This window comes from Rhodanobacter glycinis (genome assembly GCF_006438785.1).
GTDB classification, from domain to species: domain Bacteria; phylum Pseudomonadota; class Gammaproteobacteria; order Xanthomonadales; family Rhodanobacteraceae; genus Rhodanobacter; species Rhodanobacter glycinis_A.
Genome location: NZ_RCZB01000003.1, coordinates 720,901 through 738,049 on the forward strand (window position 1 = coordinate 720,901; position 17,149 = coordinate 738,049).

13 protein-coding genes and 2 tRNA genes are annotated in these 17,149 nt (G+C 61.1%); 14 read left to right on the plus strand and 1 reads right to left on the minus strand.

Annotation, left to right across the window (positions count from 1 at the left end; genetic code table 11):
• The first annotated feature begins 103 nt into the window (after positions 1-103).
• The 7 genes from grxD to EAH75_RS13870 all read left to right on the plus strand — a co-directional run bounded on the left by grxD (position 104) and on the right by EAH75_RS13870 (position 9,077).
• Positions 104-427 carry a Grx4 family monothiol glutaredoxin gene (grxD, locus tag EAH75_RS13840; protein ID WP_140652493.1) on the plus strand — a complete coding sequence of 108 codons (324 nt, stop codon included), beginning with the start codon at positions 104-106 and terminating at the stop codon, positions 425-427.
• Positions 427-1,194, plus strand: a complete 768-nt coding sequence (locus tag EAH75_RS13845; protein WP_140805903.1) for an SDR family NAD(P)-dependent oxidoreductase — start codon at positions 427-429, stop codon at positions 1,192-1,194. The genes grxD and EAH75_RS13845 overlap by 1 nt, the downstream gene beginning before the upstream one ends.
• Before the next feature lie 66 nt (positions 1,195-1,260).
• Positions 1,261-1,860: a YhgN family NAAT transporter gene (locus EAH75_RS13850; RefSeq protein WP_140652495.1), complete on the plus strand. Its 600-nt coding sequence runs from the start codon at positions 1,261-1,263 to the stop codon at positions 1,858-1,860.
• 98 nt (positions 1,861-1,958) lie between these two features.
• A complete protein-coding gene (locus EAH75_RS13855) occupies positions 1,959-3,671 on the plus strand; it encodes a GNAT family N-acyltransferase (RefSeq protein ID WP_140652411.1) in 1,713 nt (570 codons plus the stop codon).
• 371 nt (positions 3,672-4,042) lie between these two features.
• On the plus strand, positions 4,043-7,375 hold the full coding sequence (locus tag EAH75_RS13860; RefSeq protein ID WP_140652413.1) for a TonB-dependent receptor: 3,333 nt from the start codon (positions 4,043-4,045) through the stop codon (positions 7,373-7,375).
• A gap of 155 nt (positions 7,376-7,530) precedes the next feature.
• Positions 7,531-8,931 carry a nucleotide 5'-monophosphate nucleosidase PpnN gene (ppnN, locus tag EAH75_RS13865; protein ID WP_140652415.1) on the plus strand — a complete coding sequence of 467 codons (1,401 nt, stop codon included), beginning with the start codon at positions 7,531-7,533 and terminating at the stop codon, positions 8,929-8,931.
• 69 nt (positions 8,932-9,000) lie between these two features.
• Positions 9,001-9,077 (plus strand) — tRNA-Asn (locus tag EAH75_RS13870).
• 61 nt (positions 9,078-9,138) lie between these two features.
• On the opposite strand, the gene EAH75_RS13875 is transcribed toward EAH75_RS13870, so the two are convergent.
• Complete coding sequence (locus tag EAH75_RS13875) at positions 9,139-9,696, minus strand: GspH/FimT family pseudopilin (protein WP_140652497.1); 558 nt, start codon at positions 9,694-9,696, stop codon at positions 9,139-9,141.
• Between the two features lie 157 nt (positions 9,697-9,853).
• Here EAH75_RS13875 and uvrB point away from each other — a divergent pair, with 157 nt between their 5' ends.
• The 7 genes from uvrB to tssE all read left to right on the plus strand — a co-directional run bounded on the left by uvrB (position 9,854) and on the right by tssE (position 17,143).
• Complete coding sequence (uvrB, locus tag EAH75_RS13880) at positions 9,854-11,875, plus strand: excinuclease ABC subunit UvrB (protein ID WP_140805843.1); 2,022 nt, start codon at positions 9,854-9,856, stop codon at positions 11,873-11,875.
• 86 nt (positions 11,876-11,961) lie between these two features.
• A tRNA-Val gene (locus EAH75_RS13885) sits at positions 11,962-12,036 on the plus strand.
• A gap of 952 nt (positions 12,037-12,988) precedes the next feature.
• Positions 12,989-13,510 (plus strand): type VI secretion system contractile sheath small subunit, encoded by a 522-nt coding sequence (tssB, locus tag EAH75_RS13890; protein WP_140652499.1) that lies wholly within the window; start codon positions 12,989-12,991, stop codon positions 13,508-13,510.
• Positions 13,511-13,516: 6 nt separating this feature from the next.
• Positions 13,517-15,013, plus strand: a complete 1,497-nt coding sequence (gene tssC / locus EAH75_RS13895) for a type VI secretion system contractile sheath large subunit (RefSeq protein WP_140652418.1) — start codon at positions 13,517-13,519, stop codon at positions 15,011-15,013.
• 130 nt (positions 15,014-15,143) lie between these two features.
• Positions 15,144-15,638 carry an Hcp family type VI secretion system effector gene (locus EAH75_RS13900; protein ID WP_140652420.1) on the plus strand — a complete coding sequence of 165 codons (495 nt, stop codon included), beginning with the start codon at positions 15,144-15,146 and terminating at the stop codon, positions 15,636-15,638.
• 191 nt (positions 15,639-15,829) lie between these two features.
• Entirely contained in the window at positions 15,830-16,621 is a 792-nt protein-coding gene (locus EAH75_RS13905) for a type VI secretion system accessory protein TagJ (protein ID WP_140805845.1), read from the plus strand.
• An 18-nt stretch (positions 16,622-16,639) separates the two neighbouring features.
• The gene (gene tssE, locus EAH75_RS13910) at positions 16,640-17,143 is read left to right on the plus strand and encodes a type VI secretion system baseplate subunit TssE (RefSeq protein ID WP_140805905.1); all 504 of its coding nucleotides are present in this window, start codon (positions 16,640-16,642) and stop codon (positions 17,141-17,143) included.
• Positions 17,144-17,149: the final 6 nt, after the last annotated feature.

A 17,149-nucleotide genomic window follows, 5' to 3' on the forward strand; every position in this document is an offset into this window, starting at 1 on the left:
TTAGCTTTGGCTGGGGGAGAAAAGGTCGGCGCAGAGGACGGCAGCCGACGGGTGACTGATACAATATCGGTCTGCCTGCATTGTAAAGATGAAACACCGAGCTATGGACATCAACGAGCGAATCAAGGCGATGCTGGCCGCGCATCCCATCGTGCTTTTCATGAAAGGCACGCCGGAGTTTCCGATGTGTGGTTTCTCCAGCCGCGCCGCGAAGGCGCTGACCGAAGCGGGCGCCACGTTCCACGCGGTGAACGTGTTGGCCGATCCCCAGATTCGCGCGGCGCTGCCACATTTCGCGAACTGGCCGACTTTCCCGCAACTGTTCATCCAGGGCGAACTGATCGGCGGCTGCGACATCATCGAGGATCTGAAGTCCGCCGGCGAGTTGAGCCGGATGGCCGGGGACGTGGCCGGAGCGGCACCTTGATGACACTGCCGGTTTCCCGTTTGCCGGGCGGCTGGCTGCCGGCTGCCGACACCCTGGCCGATCGGGTGGTGCTGGTAACCGGGGCCTATGGCGGGCTGGGCGGCGCGGTGGCGCGGGCGGCATCGCGCGCGGGTGCCACGGTGGTGATCACCGGCAAGCGCAAACGCCAGCTGGAGCAGTTGTACGATGCGATGCGCGCCGAGGGTCTGGCCGAGCCGGTGATCCACCCGCTGGACATGGAGGCGGCCACACCGCGCGAGTACACCGCATTGGCCGAAGGGCTTGAGCGCGACTTTGGCCGACTTGACGGCATCGTGCATGCAGCCGTCAGTTTCGGTGGGCTGACGCCGATCACCATGCACAAGCCTGACGCCTGGTTGCGCGCGATGCACGTCAACGTGTCCGCCCCGTTTGCGCTGACCCAGGCCTGCCTGCCGTTGCTGACCCAGGCCGGCGACAGTGCGGTGGTGTTCGTGCTGGATAATCCCGAGTTGCTGCAACGCGCACACTGGGGCGGCTACGGCGTGTCGAAGGCGGCGCTGGAACGGTTCGTGGCGATCCTGCACGAGGAAACAGACAGCAGCGCGTTGCGCGTTCATGCCATGCTGCCGGGGCCGATGCGCACGGCGCTGCGGCAACTGGCGTATTTCGGCGAAGACATCATGCAGCGACCGCCGCCGGATGCCGCGGCTGCAGCGGCGATCTATCTGCTCAGTGCGCAGGGTGTAGCGGCACGCGGTGCAGTACTGGACCTTCGGGTCGACTGAATAGGAATTCCGGTCCGGCCGGAGCAGTGCGCGCCTCACCAGAAGGGAGCTGAGATGGAAACGCAGATGACCACGTTGTCGGCGGGAATCATGTTGTTTCTGATCATGGACCCGCTGGGCAACATCCCGTTCTTCCTGAGCCTGTTGAAAGACGTGCCGCCCAAGCGTCGCCGACGGGTGATGGTGCGCGAACTGCTGATCGCACTCGGTGTGCTGCTGGCGTTCCTGTTCGGCGGCCAGTACATCCTCAAGCTGCTGCAGCTGAAGCAGGAATCGATCAGCATCGCCGGCGGTATCGTGTTGTTCCTGATCGGCATTCGCATGGTATTTCCGCCGGCCGATGGCGGCGGCATCTTCGGCAAGCCCGGCCAGGGCGAACCGTTCATCGTGCCGATGGCGATTCCGGGTGTTGCCGGCCCGTCGGCGATGGCTGCGTTGTTGCTGTTGACCAACAGCCAGCCCGGCCGCACCGCCGACTGGGTGATCGCGTTGCTGCTGGCGTGGCTCGCCACCTCGCTGATCCTGCTCAGCGCCACCTACCTGTTTCGCTGGCTCGGTGAAAGCGTGCTCACGGCGCTGGAGCGCGTGATGGGCATGCTGCTGATTGCGCTGTCGGTGCAGATGTTCATGGCCGGTGTGGCGTCGTTCCTGCACCTGAACGTTTGAAACAGCGACACCGTCGGATCTGCCGTCCGTGACGCTTCGGATGATTGCCCAGCTGTCATAATTGATCGCCAGGATGGGGGAAATCCGAGGACGCAGACATGCTGAGTATCGAGCAATCCCTTACCGAGCGAATGCCATGGCTGGCGCAGTATCCGCGCATCCGTCGCCCGATGGCGGGCGTGCTGGGGCGGTTGGCCGATGAGGACGGTTTCAATCGCGTGCTGGATAGGGTCGGCACCGCTGAAGGTTTTGATTTTGTCGAGCGTGTGCTGGACATCCTCGGTACCAGCTATCAGGTCAATCCGCGCGAACGCGAGCACATCCCGGTCGATGGCCCGTTGCTGGTGGTGGCCAATCATCCGCTCGGCATGCAGGACGCCCTGGCCTTGCTGCAGCTGATCGGCTCGGTGCGCCGGGATGTGCGCTTTCTCGGCAACGACTGGCTGGCGGTGATTCCGCAGCTGAGCAAGCTGATGCTGCCGGTGGACGTGTTCGGCAAGGGCGCTGCGTCGCGTCTGCGCGGGATCTACCGTGCGCTGGACAACGGCGAGGCGCTGATCGTGTTTCCCGCCGGCGAAGTGTCGCGTGTGCGTCCGGGTGGCGTGCGTGACGGCCAGTGGTCGGATGGGTTTGCGCGGCTGTCACTGCGCAGCAAGGCGCCGGTGTTGCCGATTCATGTCGCCGCACGCAATTCGGCGATGTTCTATGGATTGTCGATGCTGGCCAAACCGCTGAGCACGGCGATGCTGCCGCGCGAGGCGGTGGCGCCGGGCAAGCGGCGGATCGGTTTCAGCATCGGTGCGCTGGTCAGCGCCGAGGAACTCGAACAGCGCAGCGGCGGCTCGTCGAAACAGGCCACCAAGCTGATGCGTCGGCATGTGTATCGGATCGGCCAGCATCGTGGCCTGATCTTTGGCGGGCAGGCGCCGCTGGCCTTGCCGGAATCGGCCGAACAGGTGGCAGCGGAACTGACCCGATCCGAAAAACTGGCGGACCTCGGCGACGGCAAGCAGGCGTGGTTGTTCAAGGGAGCGCTCGACAGCGCGGTCATGCGCGAGATTGGCCGGTTGCGCGAACTGACTTTCCGCAAGGTCGGCGAAGGCACTGGCGAGCGGCGTGATCTGGACGCTTATGACCCTCATTATGAACATCTGGTGTTGTGGGATCCGCAGGCGCTGCGCATTGTCGGTTCCTATCGCTTCGGGCATGGCGGCCGGCTAATTGCCGAGCGCGGCATGGCCGGGCTGTATACCTCCAGCCTGTTCAGCTATTCGCCGGCGCTGGAATCGCGGCTGGCGCAGGGCATGGAGCTGGGGCGCAGTTTCGTGGCGCCGGCGTACTGGCGTTCCCGCGCATTGGACCAGTTGTGGCAGGGCATCGGCCTGTATCTGCAGCGGCATCCGGAACTGCATTACCTGTTCGGTCCGGTCAGCATGTCGGTGAGCCTGCCGCGCGAGGCGCGCGAATGGATCGCCGCAGCACACCAGCATTATTTCGGTGCGCCGGGACTGGCCGCGGCGCGACAGCCATTCGTTATCTCGCCTGAAGTGGTGCAAGGCGTGCGCGCGGCACTGGAAGGTCTGGATGCGCCAGCCGGCCTCGGCAAGCTGAAACATCACCTGGATGCGCTGGGCGTCAGCCTGCCGATGTTGTATCGCCAGTATGTCGACCTGGTCGAGCCCGAAGGCGTGCAGTTCCTCGACTTCGGCGAGGATCCGGATTTTTCCGGCTGCGTGGATGGACTGGTGATGCTGGATCTGGCGAGCCTGAAACCCGCCAAGCGTGCACGCTACCTCGGAAAGTCTGCCTGAGCGCTAAGTGCGGCGCAGGTTGCTGCGGTGGCGACCAGCCTTTACCCGAGGCCATTTCAACAGCAGCTTCTATATGGCTGATTTCCAACAGTTCCGCTGGTTTGTGGCGTGGGTGGCATGAATCGACAGTGACGTGTCAGTGTTACAAAAGTGTCATACAATGTCGTTAAAATTGATTTAACAATCAGTCGGCGGGCGGGAAGGTCCGGCTAGCTGAAATGCCCGAGTCCATCGCTTTACGATGAGTTCGGAGTATCCACAATTGGGGTTATCACGAGTGATCGATGCCGCATTTGGCGTGTGCCAGGCAAGGTCGCGTTTTCACTCTGAAACGTAAAATTTTTCGTTGCGAACCAAAGGGTCGATCAAGAATGAATAGCCGAATTCGCGCCAAACTGCTGCCGTTTGCCATTGCCTCATTGCTGGCAACTGCGGTGCCCGCCATTGCGCAGGACACCTCCTCCTCGATCAGCGGTCGCGTACTCGACGCAAACGGCCAGCCGGTCGCCGGCGCCACCGTGCAGATCGTGCATGAGCCGTCGGGCACCACCAAGATCGCGACCACCGATGCCAGCGGCCGCTATGCCGCGCAGGGTTTGCGTGTGGGTGGTCCGTTCGACGTCACGGTGTCCAAGGCGGGCATGGCGCAGGCTGAGCAAGGTCAGGTGTATCTGCAGCTGGCTCAGGAAACCCCGGTCAATTTGACCATTGGCGCAGAGCAGGCGAAGGACGTCCAGAATCTCTCCGGCGTCACCGTGTCGGCCAATGCGCTTGCGCAGACGTTCTCGTCGGACAACAAGGGCATCTCGACCAATGTTTCGCAGCGCGAGCTGGAGGCAACGCCGACGCCGGGTCGTTCCATCCAGAACATCGTGCGCCTCGATCCGCGTATCGTGATTTCCGATCGGGACCGCGGCGAGATCTCCGCCATCGGTCAGAACAGCCGCTACAACAACATTACGGTGGACTCGGTCAGTGCCAACGATCCGTTCGGTCTGAACGCGAATGGTTTGCCCACGCTGGGCACGCCGATTTCGCAGGACACGATCCAGGAATACAACATCTCGACCGCCAACTACGACGTGGCCACCCGTCGCGGCGTCGGTGCGATCGTCAATGCCGTGACCAAGAGTGGTACCAACGATTTTCACGGTTCGGCGTATTACGCGTTCCAGAACCGCGACCAGATGATCGCCGACTACAATGGTCAGCCGTATGGTGGTTTTCGTCGTACCTGGACCGCTGGCGCTACCGTGGGTGGCCCGATCATCAAGGACAAGCTGTTCTTCTTCGCGTCGTACGAGAAGAGCAAGCAGATCGGCCCGTCATCCCAGTATGGCGTGCAGGGTTCCGGCGCGACCACCGAGATCCGCGGCCTGACCCAGCAGAACGTCGCTGACATCACCGCGGCAGCCAAGGCCAAGGGTCTGGGCGATGTCGGTGGCCTCAACGGCGGCAGTTCCGATCTGCAGGACAAGCGTTACCTGGCCAAGATCGACTGGAACATCACCAACAATCACCGCGCCAGCTTCACTTACAGCCAGACCAAGGAAAACAAGCCGATCATCACCGGCAACAACAATACGTTGGTGCTGTCGAGCGGTTGGTACAAGACGCAGGTAGACAACAAGAGCTACGCGCTGCATTTCTATGATGATTGGTCGGACGTCTTCTCCACCGATACCACGATCTCTTATGCCGACTTCCAGCAAAATCGCGGCCCGTACAACGGCACGCCCATGCCGGACGTTTCGGTTTGCGTAAACTCTGTCAACGGTTGCGGCAGCACCAGCAGCAGCTCGCCCGGCGTGGAATTCGGCACCGAGTATTCCAGCCAGGCCAACGTGCTGCACGTGAAGACGCTGAACGCGGCTTGGGCTGGAACGCTGTATCTGGGCGACCACACCGTGAAGGGTGGCTTCGACTTCCAGCGCGGTCAGTACTACAACTTGTTCCTGCAGAACGCATTTGGCAGCTATCAGTTCAACAACCTGGCCGATTTCAACGCCGGCAAGTATTACCTGTATCGCTTCAACACGCCGGCTGCTGGCCTTGGCCTGAGTGACGTCGCTGCCAATTTCGAACTGAAGGAATACGGTCTGTTCCTGCAGGATACCTGGCAGGTGAACTCGAACCTGTCGGTACAGTACGGTTTCCGCGTCGATATTCCGCTTACCAGCGATCGTCCGCTCTACAACCCCTGTTACGCCGCGGCACCGGGACAGGCAGTAATTGCCGCCAACTGTGTTTCGCCTCAGGGTGGTTTTGGTCGCACCAACGTCAGTACCATCAATGGCAATCGTCAGGTGCAGCCGCGCGCGTCGTTCAACTACACCTTTGACACCGAGCGCATGACGCAGTTGCGTGGTGGTGCGGGCCTGTTCATTTCCAACCCACCGAGCGTGTGGCTGGGCAACATCTACCAGAACTCCGGTGTGACCCAGGTGCAGTTCGCCTGCGGTCCGAGTTCCTCGGCATCGGCGGCCTGCAAACCTGGTTCGGTGGGCTATCCGGTGTTCAGCACTGATCCGAACGGCCAGAATGCCGGTTCGGCACCGATTCCGGGTGCCAAGGGTGCGCAGATGGCGGTCAGCACGGTCAGCGATAATTTCCAGATCCCGAGCGTGTGGAAGATGTCGCTCGGCTTTGACCGGGAGCTGCCGTGGTGGGGGGTGGTGTTCAGTGCCGACTATGAGCACATCAAGAATCGCAATGCGATCTGGTACCAGAACCTGAACATCGGTGCGCCCACCGGCGTGCTGCCTGATGGCCGATTCACCTATTACAAGAACCCGAAGGGCGGTAGCACCGGCAACACATCGCGCGCGAACGCCAACCCGGCGTTTGGCGATGCGGTGATCAACCTGGCCAACAGTGACCAGGGCAGTGCCGACAGCCTCAGCCTCGCACTGAAGAAGCCGTTCGCGGACGAATGGTCCGCCATGGCCGGCTTCACCTGGAGCCGCGCCACGGAAGTGAACCCGGGCACCTCGAGCGTGGCCCGTTCGAGCTACAGCAACAATGTCTGGGTGAACCCGAACGAGAACAAGGCGAGCACCTCCAGCTATTCGATCCCGAAGCGCGTGATCGCCTCGCTGACCTGGCAGCATCGCTTCTTCGGCGACTATGCCACCAGCGCCACTGTGTTCTATGACGGTCATTCGGGCACTCCGTATAGCTGGCGCTACGGCAATGACGCCAACGGTGACGGCTTCACCTCCGACCTGGCCTACATTCCGAACAAGGGTGATATCAGCTTCGCGCCGGGAACCACGCAGGCACTGCAGGACTCGTTCTGGCAGTACATCGACAATGACAAGTACCTGAAGGATCACAAGGGTGCGATCGCCAGCCGCAACGGTGCCCGTGCCGCGTGGATCAACCAGGTCGACCTGAGTTTCAGCCAGGAGATCCCGGGTCTGTTCAAGGGTAACAAGGGCATGCTCCGCCTGGATGTCTACAATCTCGGCAACATGCTCAACAAGAAGTGGGGTGTCGATCACCGTGCCAGCTTCCCATTGGTACGCAACCTTGCCGACTTCGCAGGTGTGGATGCCGCCGGCAAGCCGATCTACGACATCAGCAAGGCGGCCTACAAGGACAGCAACGGCAACTACAGCCCGCTGCCACTGCCGCGTGCTGACGAGTTGAACGGGCCGACCCAGCGTTGGTCGATCCTGGCCACCGTCCGTTACACCTTCTGACCGAACCGTTGTCCGGAAAGCATGACCGGCACCCGCAAGGGTGCCGGTTTTTTTGTGGCTTGACCGAGCCGTGCCGGCCGCGTGAAGCTAACCGGTCAGCTGCGGTCTTGCGCTGAAGTACATGCTGCACACAAGAAGACAGGAGAATGATTCGAATGAATGACATCAAGGCCGGATCGCGAAGCAAGTCAGCTACGGTAAGCGCCCGCATTTCACCGGTCGGTGGGTTGGATATCCTGTCGCGCAACGAGGTGGCGCGGCTGCGTGGCGCCAGCGATTCGGGTCTGCATGCGCTGCTGCGCCGTTGCGCGCTGGCGGTGCTGACCTCGGGCAATATCAGCGACGATCCGCGCGCCATTCTTGAGCACTATCCGGATTTCGACATCCAGGTGTTGCAGCAGGATCGCGGCATCAAGATCGAACTCAGTCATGCGCCGGCGCAGGCTTTCGTGGACGGGCAGATCATTCGCGGCATCAACGAACTGCTGGTGGCGGTGGTACGCGACATCGTCTACGTGTCGACCCAGCTGGAACAGATCGGCCTCGATCTGGACGGTTCGGCCGGGCTGACCCAAGGCGTTTTCGAGATCCTGCGCAATGCGCGCATCCTCAAGCCGCACATCGACCCCAACCTGGTGGTGTGCTGGGGCGGTCACTCGATCTCGCGCGACGAATACGACTACACCAAGCTGGTCGGCTATCAACTCGGATTGCGTGGACTGGACATCTGCACGGGCTGCGGGCCGGGTGCGATGAAGGGGCCGATGAAGGGCGCGACCATCGCGCACGCCAAGCAGCGGCGTCGGAACAATCGCTACATTGGCATCACCGAGCCGGGCATCATCGCCGCCGAGTCGCCGAACCCGATCGTCAATCATCTGGTGATCATGCCCGACATCGAGAAGCGACTTGAGGCCTTCGTGCGCATGGGTCACGGCATCCTAGTGTTTCCCGGTGGCGTGGGCACGGCCGAGGAAATCCTCTACTTGCTTGGCATCTTGTTGCATCCGGACAACTCCAGCATACCCTTCCCGTTGATCTTCACCGGGCCGCGCGAATCGGCAGCCTATTTCGAGCAGATCGATCGTTTCTTGCGGCTGAGCCTGGGTGACGAAGTGGCGCAGCGTTACCAGATCATCGTGGACGATCCGGCGGCCGTGGCACGGGCGATGATCAAGGGCATCGACAGGGTGCGTCACAACCGGCTTGACACCAAGGATGCGTTCTTCTTCAACTGGGCGTTGCAGATTCCGCTGGAATTCCAGCTGCCGTTTCGCCCCACACATGAGGCCATGCGTGCGCTACAGATTCATCACGACCGTCCGCGGCACGAACTGGCGGCGGACCTGCGCCGGGCATTTTCCGGCATTGTTGCCGGCAACGTGAAGGAGGAGGGCGTGCAGGCAATTGAGCAGCATGGCCCGTTCGACATCGACGGTGACGCGGACATCATGCGTGCGCTGGACAAGCTGTTGCAGGCGTTCGTCGAACAGCACCGGATGAAGCTGCCTGGTGGCACCGCATACGTACCCTGTTATCGGGTGGTGACGGCGTAGAAAATGTGCAGGGATCTATCAGCGATGGCTTGACAGCTAGGCACGCCCTCGACAAACTACGCAGCTCACGCCCGAATAGCTCAGCTGGTTAGAGCACTTGACTGTTAATCAGGGGGTCGCTGGTTCGAGTCCAGCTTCGGGCGCCAAGTATCGCAAAAAGCCGGCATATTGCCGGCTTTTTGCGCTCTAGCGCCGGCACCCCGCCAGTCAATTCGTTTGTGCGCAGGTAGCGGCCTGCTCTGCGCTGGCAGGAGCGCCCCGGATACGGCCCGAGTTGGAGACCACCACACTGAGCGCATGTGCAGCGTCGGATGGCTGGCAGAACAGTAGGGTGATGTTGCTGCCGCTGGCGCTGCCATCGGGACGAAAGCGCACGATGTGCCGACCTGAGCTGCTGTGGACGATCAGTTTTCCGGCATAGCCGTGGCCGGTATACAACGGCCCGTTGTCGGGCTGGTCGTCAAAATTGGCATCATGGCCAAGCAGCCAGCCGTTGTCCCAGCGCATATCGTCGCTGCAGCTGCTGCCATCGCGGGTGGGACAGAACAGCGTGCGCTTGCCGCTGGTGGCGGCGGTTTCGCGGGCATGCTGCAGTGCTGCGATGAAATCGGTCTGGGCGACCTGCAGTAGGTTGCGATTCAACAGATTTCGTAGAGGCGGCATGGCGATGCCGGCAAGCACCGCCATGATGGCGAGCACCATGATCTGCTCGACGAGGGTCATGCCACTTTGCTTGCGACGTAGCCTTGAATTCCGGGGAACCATCACGGCGTCGCTTCCTGCGTTGTCCGGGGATGTCCATGCTAGGACGCCGGTGCCGTGCGGCCAGTGGCCTCAAGGTCGCATGGATGTCAGTGTGTGCTGACGCGTCCTGTCAGCAGGTCCGATTTAGAATGGCCCACCACGCCCACATATGTAGCCGATGACTGACCGCTTCCAGCTCGTTGCTCCCTATCAGCCCGCCGGCGACCAGCCGCAGGCGATCCAGCGCCTGTCCGATGGCTTCGAGGCCGGTCTGGCCGCGCAGACCCTGCTCGGCGTGACCGGCTCGGGCAAGACCTACACGATCGCCAACGTGATCGAGCAGGTGCAGCGGCCGACCATCGTGATGGCGCCGAACAAGACGCTGGCCGCGCAGCTGTACGGCGAGTTCAAGGAGTTCTTCCCGCACAACGCGGTGGAGTACTTCGTCAGCTACTACGACTACTACCAGCCGGAAGCCTATGTGGTGGCGTCGGATACTTTCATCGAGAAGGACGCGTCGATCAACGAGCACATCGAGCAGATGCGGCTGTCGGCGACAAAGGCGCTGCTGTCGCGCCGCGACTCGATCATCGTGGCCACGGTGTCGGCGATCTACGGCCTCGGCAATCCCGAGGATTACCTGAGCCTGCGTTTGATCCTGGCCAAGGGCGAGCGTATTGAGCAGCGCAAGTTGATCCACCAGCTGACCGAGCTGCAATACACGCGCAACGAGATGGAGTTGCGGCGCGGCACCTATCGGGTACGCGGCGAAATCATCGACGTGTTTCCGGCTGAATCGGAGACCGAGGCGCTGCGCATCGAGCTGTTCGACGGCGAAGTGGAAAACATGGCGCTGTTCGACCCGCTCACAGGCGAGACCATTCGCAAGGTGCAGCGCTACACCGTCTATCCGCGAACGCATTACGCCAGCACGCGCGAGAGCGTGCTCAACGCGATCGAGACGATCAAGGTCGAGTTGAAGGAGCGGCTGGAGTTGCTCTATCGCGAGAACAAGCTGGTCGAGGCGCAGCGGCTGGATCAGCGCACGCGCTTTGACATCGAGATGATGACCGAGGTCGGTTACTGTCAGGGCATCGAAAACTATTCGCGCCACTTGACCCGGCGTGCGCCCGGCGAGCCGCCGCCGACACTGTTCGACTACCTGCCGTCCGACGGCTTGCTGGTGGTCGACGAGTCGCACGTCACCGTGCCGCAGCTGGGCGCCATGTACAAGGGCGATCGCTCGCGCAAGGAAACCCTGGTGGAATTCGGATTCCGGCTGCCATCGGCGATGGACAACCGGCCGCTGAAGTTCGAGGAGTGGGAGCAGCGGGTACCGCGCTCGATCTTCATCTCGGCCACGCCGCGCACCTATGAGTTGGACAAATCCGGTGAGGCCGTAGTCGAGCTGCTGGTACGCCCTACCGGCCTGGTGGATCCGGAAGTGGAAGTGCGCCCAGTACGCACCCAGGTCGACGACTTGCTCAGCGAGGTGCACAAGCGTGTGGCGATGGGCGATCGCGTGCTGGTCACCACGCTGACCAAACGGATGGCCGAGAATCTCACCGAATATTTGTCCGAACAGGACGTGAAGGTGCGCTACCTGCATTCGGACATCGAGACGGTCGAGCGCAGCGAAATCATCCGTGATCTGCGTCTTGGCGAATTCGACGTGCTGGTCGGCATCAACCTCCTGCGTGAGGGCTTGGACATGCCGGAGGTTTCACTGGTGGCGATCCTCGACGCCGACAAGGAGGGTTTCCTGCGCTCTACCGGATCGCTGATCCAGACCATCGGCCGTGCCGCCCGCAACGTTCGCGGCAAGGCGATCCTGTACGGCGATCAGGTTACCCGCTCGATGCAGGCGGCGATTGATGAAACGGCCCGCCGCCGCGAGAAGCAGCTGGCCTGGAACGAGCAACAAGGCATCGTGCCGACCACCATCGTGCGACGCATCGCCGACATCATGGAGGGCGCACGCAGCGAGGCGGGCAACCGTCGCGGCAGCAAATCCTCGACGCGCAGCCGTGCGGTGGCCGAGCAGGGCGCTGATTACGCCGGACTCAATGCGCAGCAGGCAGCAGGCATGCTGAAGAAACTGGAGGCGCAGATGTACAGGCACGCACAGAACCTGGAGTTCGAAGATGCCGCCCGGTTGCGCGACCAGATTCATCAGCTGCGGGAACAGGCCCTGCGTTGACCGCCCACCCAGCTTGCCGGGATATTGTCGAGAGCCGGCGGCTCCCGTATACTGCGCGGCTCGCGTACAGAGCCAGAACGCGAGACGGGCGGTTAGCTCAGCGGTAGAGCACTACCTTGACATGGTAGGGGTCACAAGTTCGATCCTTGTACCGCCCACCAATATTGAATGGCACTGGCCCAGGCAGCTATGCGACGCTCTGGGCGGTTGCACGAAGACGGTCCAGGAAAGCCGCCCATCAGGGCGGCTTTCCTGTTTCTGACCCTTCATCCCCCCCCGTTTCACCACAGGCGTCTGGCTGCCGCTACTGTGTTGAAAGCTGACTGGTGCGAGCGGGAAACGGAAACTCAGGAGAGGAGACAACGGTTTTGTGTCCTCTCGTCTGATGACTCGGGGCCGTTGACGACGCATGCGCCGCGCATGTGGTGGTCAGGCTCAAATTCAGCTTGCAGACAGTCGTTGACAGATGTACGTTAAGGAACGAACCGATCTCGTTCAGAATAGCCGCGTGCGCCAGTCTTCCGGCGTGCCGTTGCAGTAAAGGTTGGGGGGCTTCCGTCTGTCACAGAGACTGCGCTGCCAGGGCGGCGCATCGATGACGACGCCCCAAGGTGGAATGCGTCAGTACGCCTGCCGGGAGGCGGGGTCATTGTTCATCGTCGACTGATGAGCACTTGGCAGCAGGGTGGGCTTGGGAGGGGCGGGCATGGGTGCGCCTTTGCCTGTCCAACACAAGGAATGAAGGGGGTGACGATCACGCTTGCGAACGCTTTTGGCGACGACGGGTCGGGCCGTGTTGGGCATGCGGCCGTCCGGAATGCACCGAACCTGGCGCCAGGCATCGCATAGCGCGGTATTCGAGAACACGCGCATCCAAATTGATCCGGACCTGTCCGATCGACGGCCTGCGCCTTGCGGGTTGCGCTTGCCGTGTCGAGCAGGCAGCAATGCCGGAGCCATCCACATGAGGATAGTTGGCGAACGGCAAGTGATTGCGCCGTTCTGACGACCGTTGTACTGACGTCCTGCTTCCCCGTGGCAGACCAAAGCCATGCCGCGCAGAACCGACCGCTCCATTCAAAAACCGGAAGAGCATTTACTGGGAGACATCGCATGGCCAAGCAAAGTAGTCAGAAATTCATCGCGCGCAACCGCGCGCCGCGCGTGCAGATCGAGTATGACGTCGAGGTATATGGCGCTCAGAAAAAGGTGCAGGTGCCTTTCGTGATGGGTGTGATGTCGGATCTCTCCGGCGCCAACGCGGGCGAATTGCCGCCGATCGAGGATCGCAAGGCGCTGGAAATCGATGTCGACAACTTCGACGGACGTCTCCAGTCAATGAAGCCGCGGGTGACGTTTGCCGTGCCGAACACACTGACCGGCGAAGGCAATCTGGCTGTCGACATCACCTTTGAAAGCATGGATGACTTTTCCCCCGCCGCCGTGGCCAAGAAGGTCGGCGCGGTGGCCAAACTGCTTGAGGCACGTACTCAGCTCGCCAATCTGGACACATACATGGATGGCAAGGCCGGCGCCGAGAGCCTTATCGCGAAGGCGCTCAAGGACCCGGCACTGCTGCAGTCATTGGTATCGGCGCCCAAGCCCGCCGATGACACCAACAAAGACGGGGAGTAAGCAAGCATGGCAACTGAAAATCTGGCCGAACAACAGGGCGGCGCCGTTCAAACTCTGGATGCCGGCGACTTTGCCGCGCTACTGAGCAAGGAGTTCAGGCCCAAGAGTGACCGCGCGAAGGAAGAGGTGGAGTCCGCCGTCCGCACCTTGGCCGAGCAGGTATTGAACAAGTCCGACATTGTCTCCGACGATGTCGCCCAGACCATCAACGCCTACATCGCTGAAATTGATCGCAAGCTCAGCGAGCAGATCAACTTGATCATGCATCACGCTGATTTCCAGAAATTGGAGAGCGCCTGGCGCGGCCTGCATCACCTGGTCAACAACACCGAGACGGATCAGCAGCTGAAGATCCGTGTGATGAACATTTCCAAGAAGGAACTGGCCAAGACCCTGAAGCGCTACAAGGGGACGGCTTGGGACCAGAGCCCGATCTTCAAGAAGATGTATGAGGAAGAGTACGGCCAACTCGGTGGTGAGCCTTACGGCTGCTTGGTCGGCGATTACTATTTTGACCACAGCCCGCCCGATGTCGAACTGCTCGCTGGCATCGCACAGGTCGCAGCGGCTGCGCACGCACCCTTCCTCGCATCCGCCAATTCCACCCTGATGGGCATGGACAGCTGGAACGAACTGGCCAACCCGCGCGACCTTGCCAAGGTTTTTTCGACGCCGGACTATGCCGCCTGGCGTTCGCTGCGCGAGTCGGACGACGCCAAGTACATCGGCCTGACGATGCCACGCACCTTGGCTCGGCTGCCCTATGGTGCCAAGACGGACCCGGTGGAGGAGTTCAATTTCGAGGAAGATACCAGCGGTGCGGATTCGGCCAAGTACACCTGGCAGAACGCGGCCTATTCGATGGCGGTGAACATCAACCGTTCCTTCAAGGAATATGGCTGGTGCTCGCGGATCCGTGGCATCGAGTCCGGTGGTGCAGTCGAAGGTTTGCCGTCGCACACCTTCCCCACCGACGATGGCGGTGTGGACATGAAATGCCCTACCGAGATCGCGATCACAGACCGTCGCTCGGCCGAGCTGGACAAGATGGGCATGATGCCGCTCGTGCATCGCAAGAACTCGGACATGGCCGCGTTCATCAGCGCGCAGTCGCTGGCCAAACCGGAGGAGTACGACGATCCGGATGCCACCGCCAATGCAGCGCTCGGTGCACGCCTGCCCTATATGTTCGCGTGCTGCCGCTTCGCGCACTACCTGAAGTGCATCGTCCGCGACAAGATCGGCTCGTTCAAGGACCGCGATGCGATGGAACGCTGGCTGACGTCCTGGATCATGCAGTACGTCGATGGCGATCCGGCCAACTCCAGTGAACAGACCAAGGCACGCAAGCCGCTATCTGCTGCAGAGGTAGTAGTTGAAGAAGTGGAAGGAGCTCCGGGTTACTACACCTCGAAGTTTTTCCTCAAGCCGCATTACCAGTTGGAAGGCTTGACTGTTTCCTTGAGGCTCGTGTCCCGTTTGCCGTCGGCTGCCAAGAGCTAATCAGGCGTTGTGTCATTTGGTTCTGGAAGTCGCAGGTAGTAATCGCAACATCAACAATCGCCGGCATGTGTCAGCAAGACTCGCATGATGCAGCCGGTTCAACTGAAATAATCAGTCCAGGAGAATTCTGATGTCACTAGACATGCATTTGAAATTGACAGGTGGTGCGATCACGTTCACGGGTGAGTCGAAGCACACCAGTCATAAAGACGAAATCCAGGTCCTGGCATGGTCGTGGGGGTTGTCGCAGAGCGGTTCGTTCGGTCACGGCGCTGGTGGTGGTGCCGGCAAGGCGAACGTGCAGGACATCAGCTTCACCAAATACATCGACAAGAGTTCGACGGCATTCATCAAGGCGGTCGTGACCGGTGACCATATCGGATCTGTGGTCTTGTCGATCTCGAAGGCAGGCGGCAAGCAGGAAGACTACTTCACGATCACCCTCACCAGCGCCATGGTGACCAGTTACTCCACTGGGGGATCTGGCGGTGAAGACATGCTTACCGAGAACGTCACGATCAGCTTCGCGAAATTCGATGTCGAGTACTTCGCGCAGACCGACAAGGGCGCGGTGGCCTCGGCTGGCAAGGTCGGGTACAGCGTCGAGGAAATGGTGGCAACCTGATTCAACGCTCTACCTCTTGATTAGAGGTTGGGTTTCCCAGGGGTCTCTGTACAGGAATGGGTAGGCATCCGGTGACGGGAGTTGCCGGATGTCCCGCTGCTGGCTGGATGTGCAAAGACCGCCTGGGACCGGGTGTTTTCTTGATTTGGCCGTGTCCACGACTTGGTCAATGCCGGCCTGCGAGAGATGAAATGACACCAGAGAGCAAACTCAAAGAAGGTCGACTGGCTGAAGCGCTGCAACTGCTGACAGTGGAAGTCCGCAACAACCCGGCAGATGCCAAGCGCCGGGTTTTTTTATTCCAGTTGCTGGCTCTGCTTGGTCAGTGGGAGCGCGCGCAGAATCAGTTGAATGTGAGTGGCGAGCTGGAACCACTCAACGCAATGATGGTCGGCGCCTATACCGAGGCGTTGAAAGGCGAGGCGGTGCGTACCGATGTTTTTGCGGGGGCGCGGCTGCCGGTGGTCATTGGCGAGCCGGAACAATGGCTGGCGCTGCTGTTGCAGGCGTTGAAGCTGACCGCGAAGGGACGCCACGAACAGGCCGTCAGCCTGCGCGATCAGGCGTTCGATCAGGCGACAGCCGTAAGTGGGAGTATCGACGGTACCCCGTTTGAGTGGATTGCGGATGCGGATCCGCGACTGGGTCCCTGTCTGGAAATCGTCGTCAATGGCGGATATTCCTGGGTACCGTTCTCGCGTCTGCGGGAACTGAAATTCGAGGCGCCTACGGATCTTCGCGACAAGATCTGGGTGCCGGTGGAAGTTACCTGGGCAAATGGCGGCAAAGCCATCGGGTTCATTCCCGGTCGCTATCCCGGCTCCGAGCGCAGCGACGACAACGATGTGGTGCTGGGCCGCAAGACGGAATGGGTGGGTGCCGAAGATGGGCTCCAGACCGGGCTCGGTCAACGGATGCTGGCTACCGATGCGGGCGACTACCCGTTGCTCGATATCAGGCTGATTTCGTTCGACGCCAACTGATGAAGGTGCGTGCGTGACATGGCTGAGTTGACGACCCAGGAAAGGCTCCAACCCTCGCTGTTGGATCGGCTTACCGACGACGAACCTGGCAAGCTGGAAGAGAGCCGCGAGAAACGCGTGATCTCGGCCATGCGTTTACGCGATTGCGTTACACGCGATGTCTCGTGGTTGCTCAATTGCGTGAGCCTGGATGTGAGCGTGGACCTCGACGATTACCCGGAGGTGGCTCGCTCGGTGCTCAATTTCGGTATCCCCGACCTTACCGGCGCATCCCTGTCGGGTATCAATTCGGAAACCCTGCAACGTCAGATCAAGGACGTGATCCTCGCCTTCGAGCCGCGTCTGACGGCCAGTACGTTGCGGGTTTCGGCGAACGCGAACCAGAAGCGGATGGATCGCCAGGCGTTGAGGTTCAGCATCGAGTCGGAGATGTGGGCCCAGCCGATCCCGCTCAATCTCTACCTGAAAACCGAGGTGGACCTGGAGACGGGCAACTTCAAGGTATCGGAGGGCTTCGGCTGATCAATC

What these genes read in the sequence shown, in the direction of transcription:
- tssC (WP_140652418.1), top strand. Translation starts at nt 13,517, where the DNA reads ATGGCAACTGAAAATCTGGCCGAACAACAGGGCGGCGCCGTTCAAACT.
- EAH75_RS13850 (WP_140652495.1), top strand. Translation starts at nt 1,261, where the DNA reads ATGACCACGTTGTCGGCGGGAATCATGTTGTTTCTGATCATGGACCCG.
- ppnN (WP_140652415.1), top strand. Translation starts at nt 7,531, where the DNA reads ATGAATGACATCAAGGCCGGATCGCGAAGCAAGTCAGCTACGGTAAGC.
- EAH75_RS13875 (WP_140652497.1), bottom strand. Translation starts at nt 9,696, where the DNA reads ATGGTTCCCCGGAATTCAAGGCTACGTCGCAAGCAAAGTGGCATGACC.
- EAH75_RS13855 (WP_140652411.1), top strand. Translation starts at nt 1,959, where the DNA reads ATGCTGAGTATCGAGCAATCCCTTACCGAGCGAATGCCATGGCTGGCG.
- tssE (WP_140805905.1), top strand. Translation starts at nt 16,640, where the DNA reads ATGGCTGAGTTGACGACCCAGGAAAGGCTCCAACCCTCGCTGTTGGAT.
- tssB (WP_140652499.1), top strand. Translation starts at nt 12,989, where the DNA reads ATGGCCAAGCAAAGTAGTCAGAAATTCATCGCGCGCAACCGCGCGCCG.
- EAH75_RS13845 (WP_140805903.1), top strand. Translation starts at nt 427, where the DNA reads ATGACACTGCCGGTTTCCCGTTTGCCGGGCGGCTGGCTGCCGGCTGCC.
- uvrB (WP_140805843.1), top strand. Translation starts at nt 9,854, where the DNA reads ATGACTGACCGCTTCCAGCTCGTTGCTCCCTATCAGCCCGCCGGCGAC.
- EAH75_RS13860 (WP_140652413.1), top strand. Translation starts at nt 4,043, where the DNA reads ATGAATAGCCGAATTCGCGCCAAACTGCTGCCGTTTGCCATTGCCTCA.
- EAH75_RS13905 (WP_140805845.1), top strand. Translation starts at nt 15,830, where the DNA reads ATGACACCAGAGAGCAAACTCAAAGAAGGTCGACTGGCTGAAGCGCTG.
- EAH75_RS13900 (WP_140652420.1), top strand. Translation starts at nt 15,144, where the DNA reads ATGTCACTAGACATGCATTTGAAATTGACAGGTGGTGCGATCACGTTC.
- grxD (WP_140652493.1), top strand. Translation starts at nt 104, where the DNA reads ATGGACATCAACGAGCGAATCAAGGCGATGCTGGCCGCGCATCCCATC.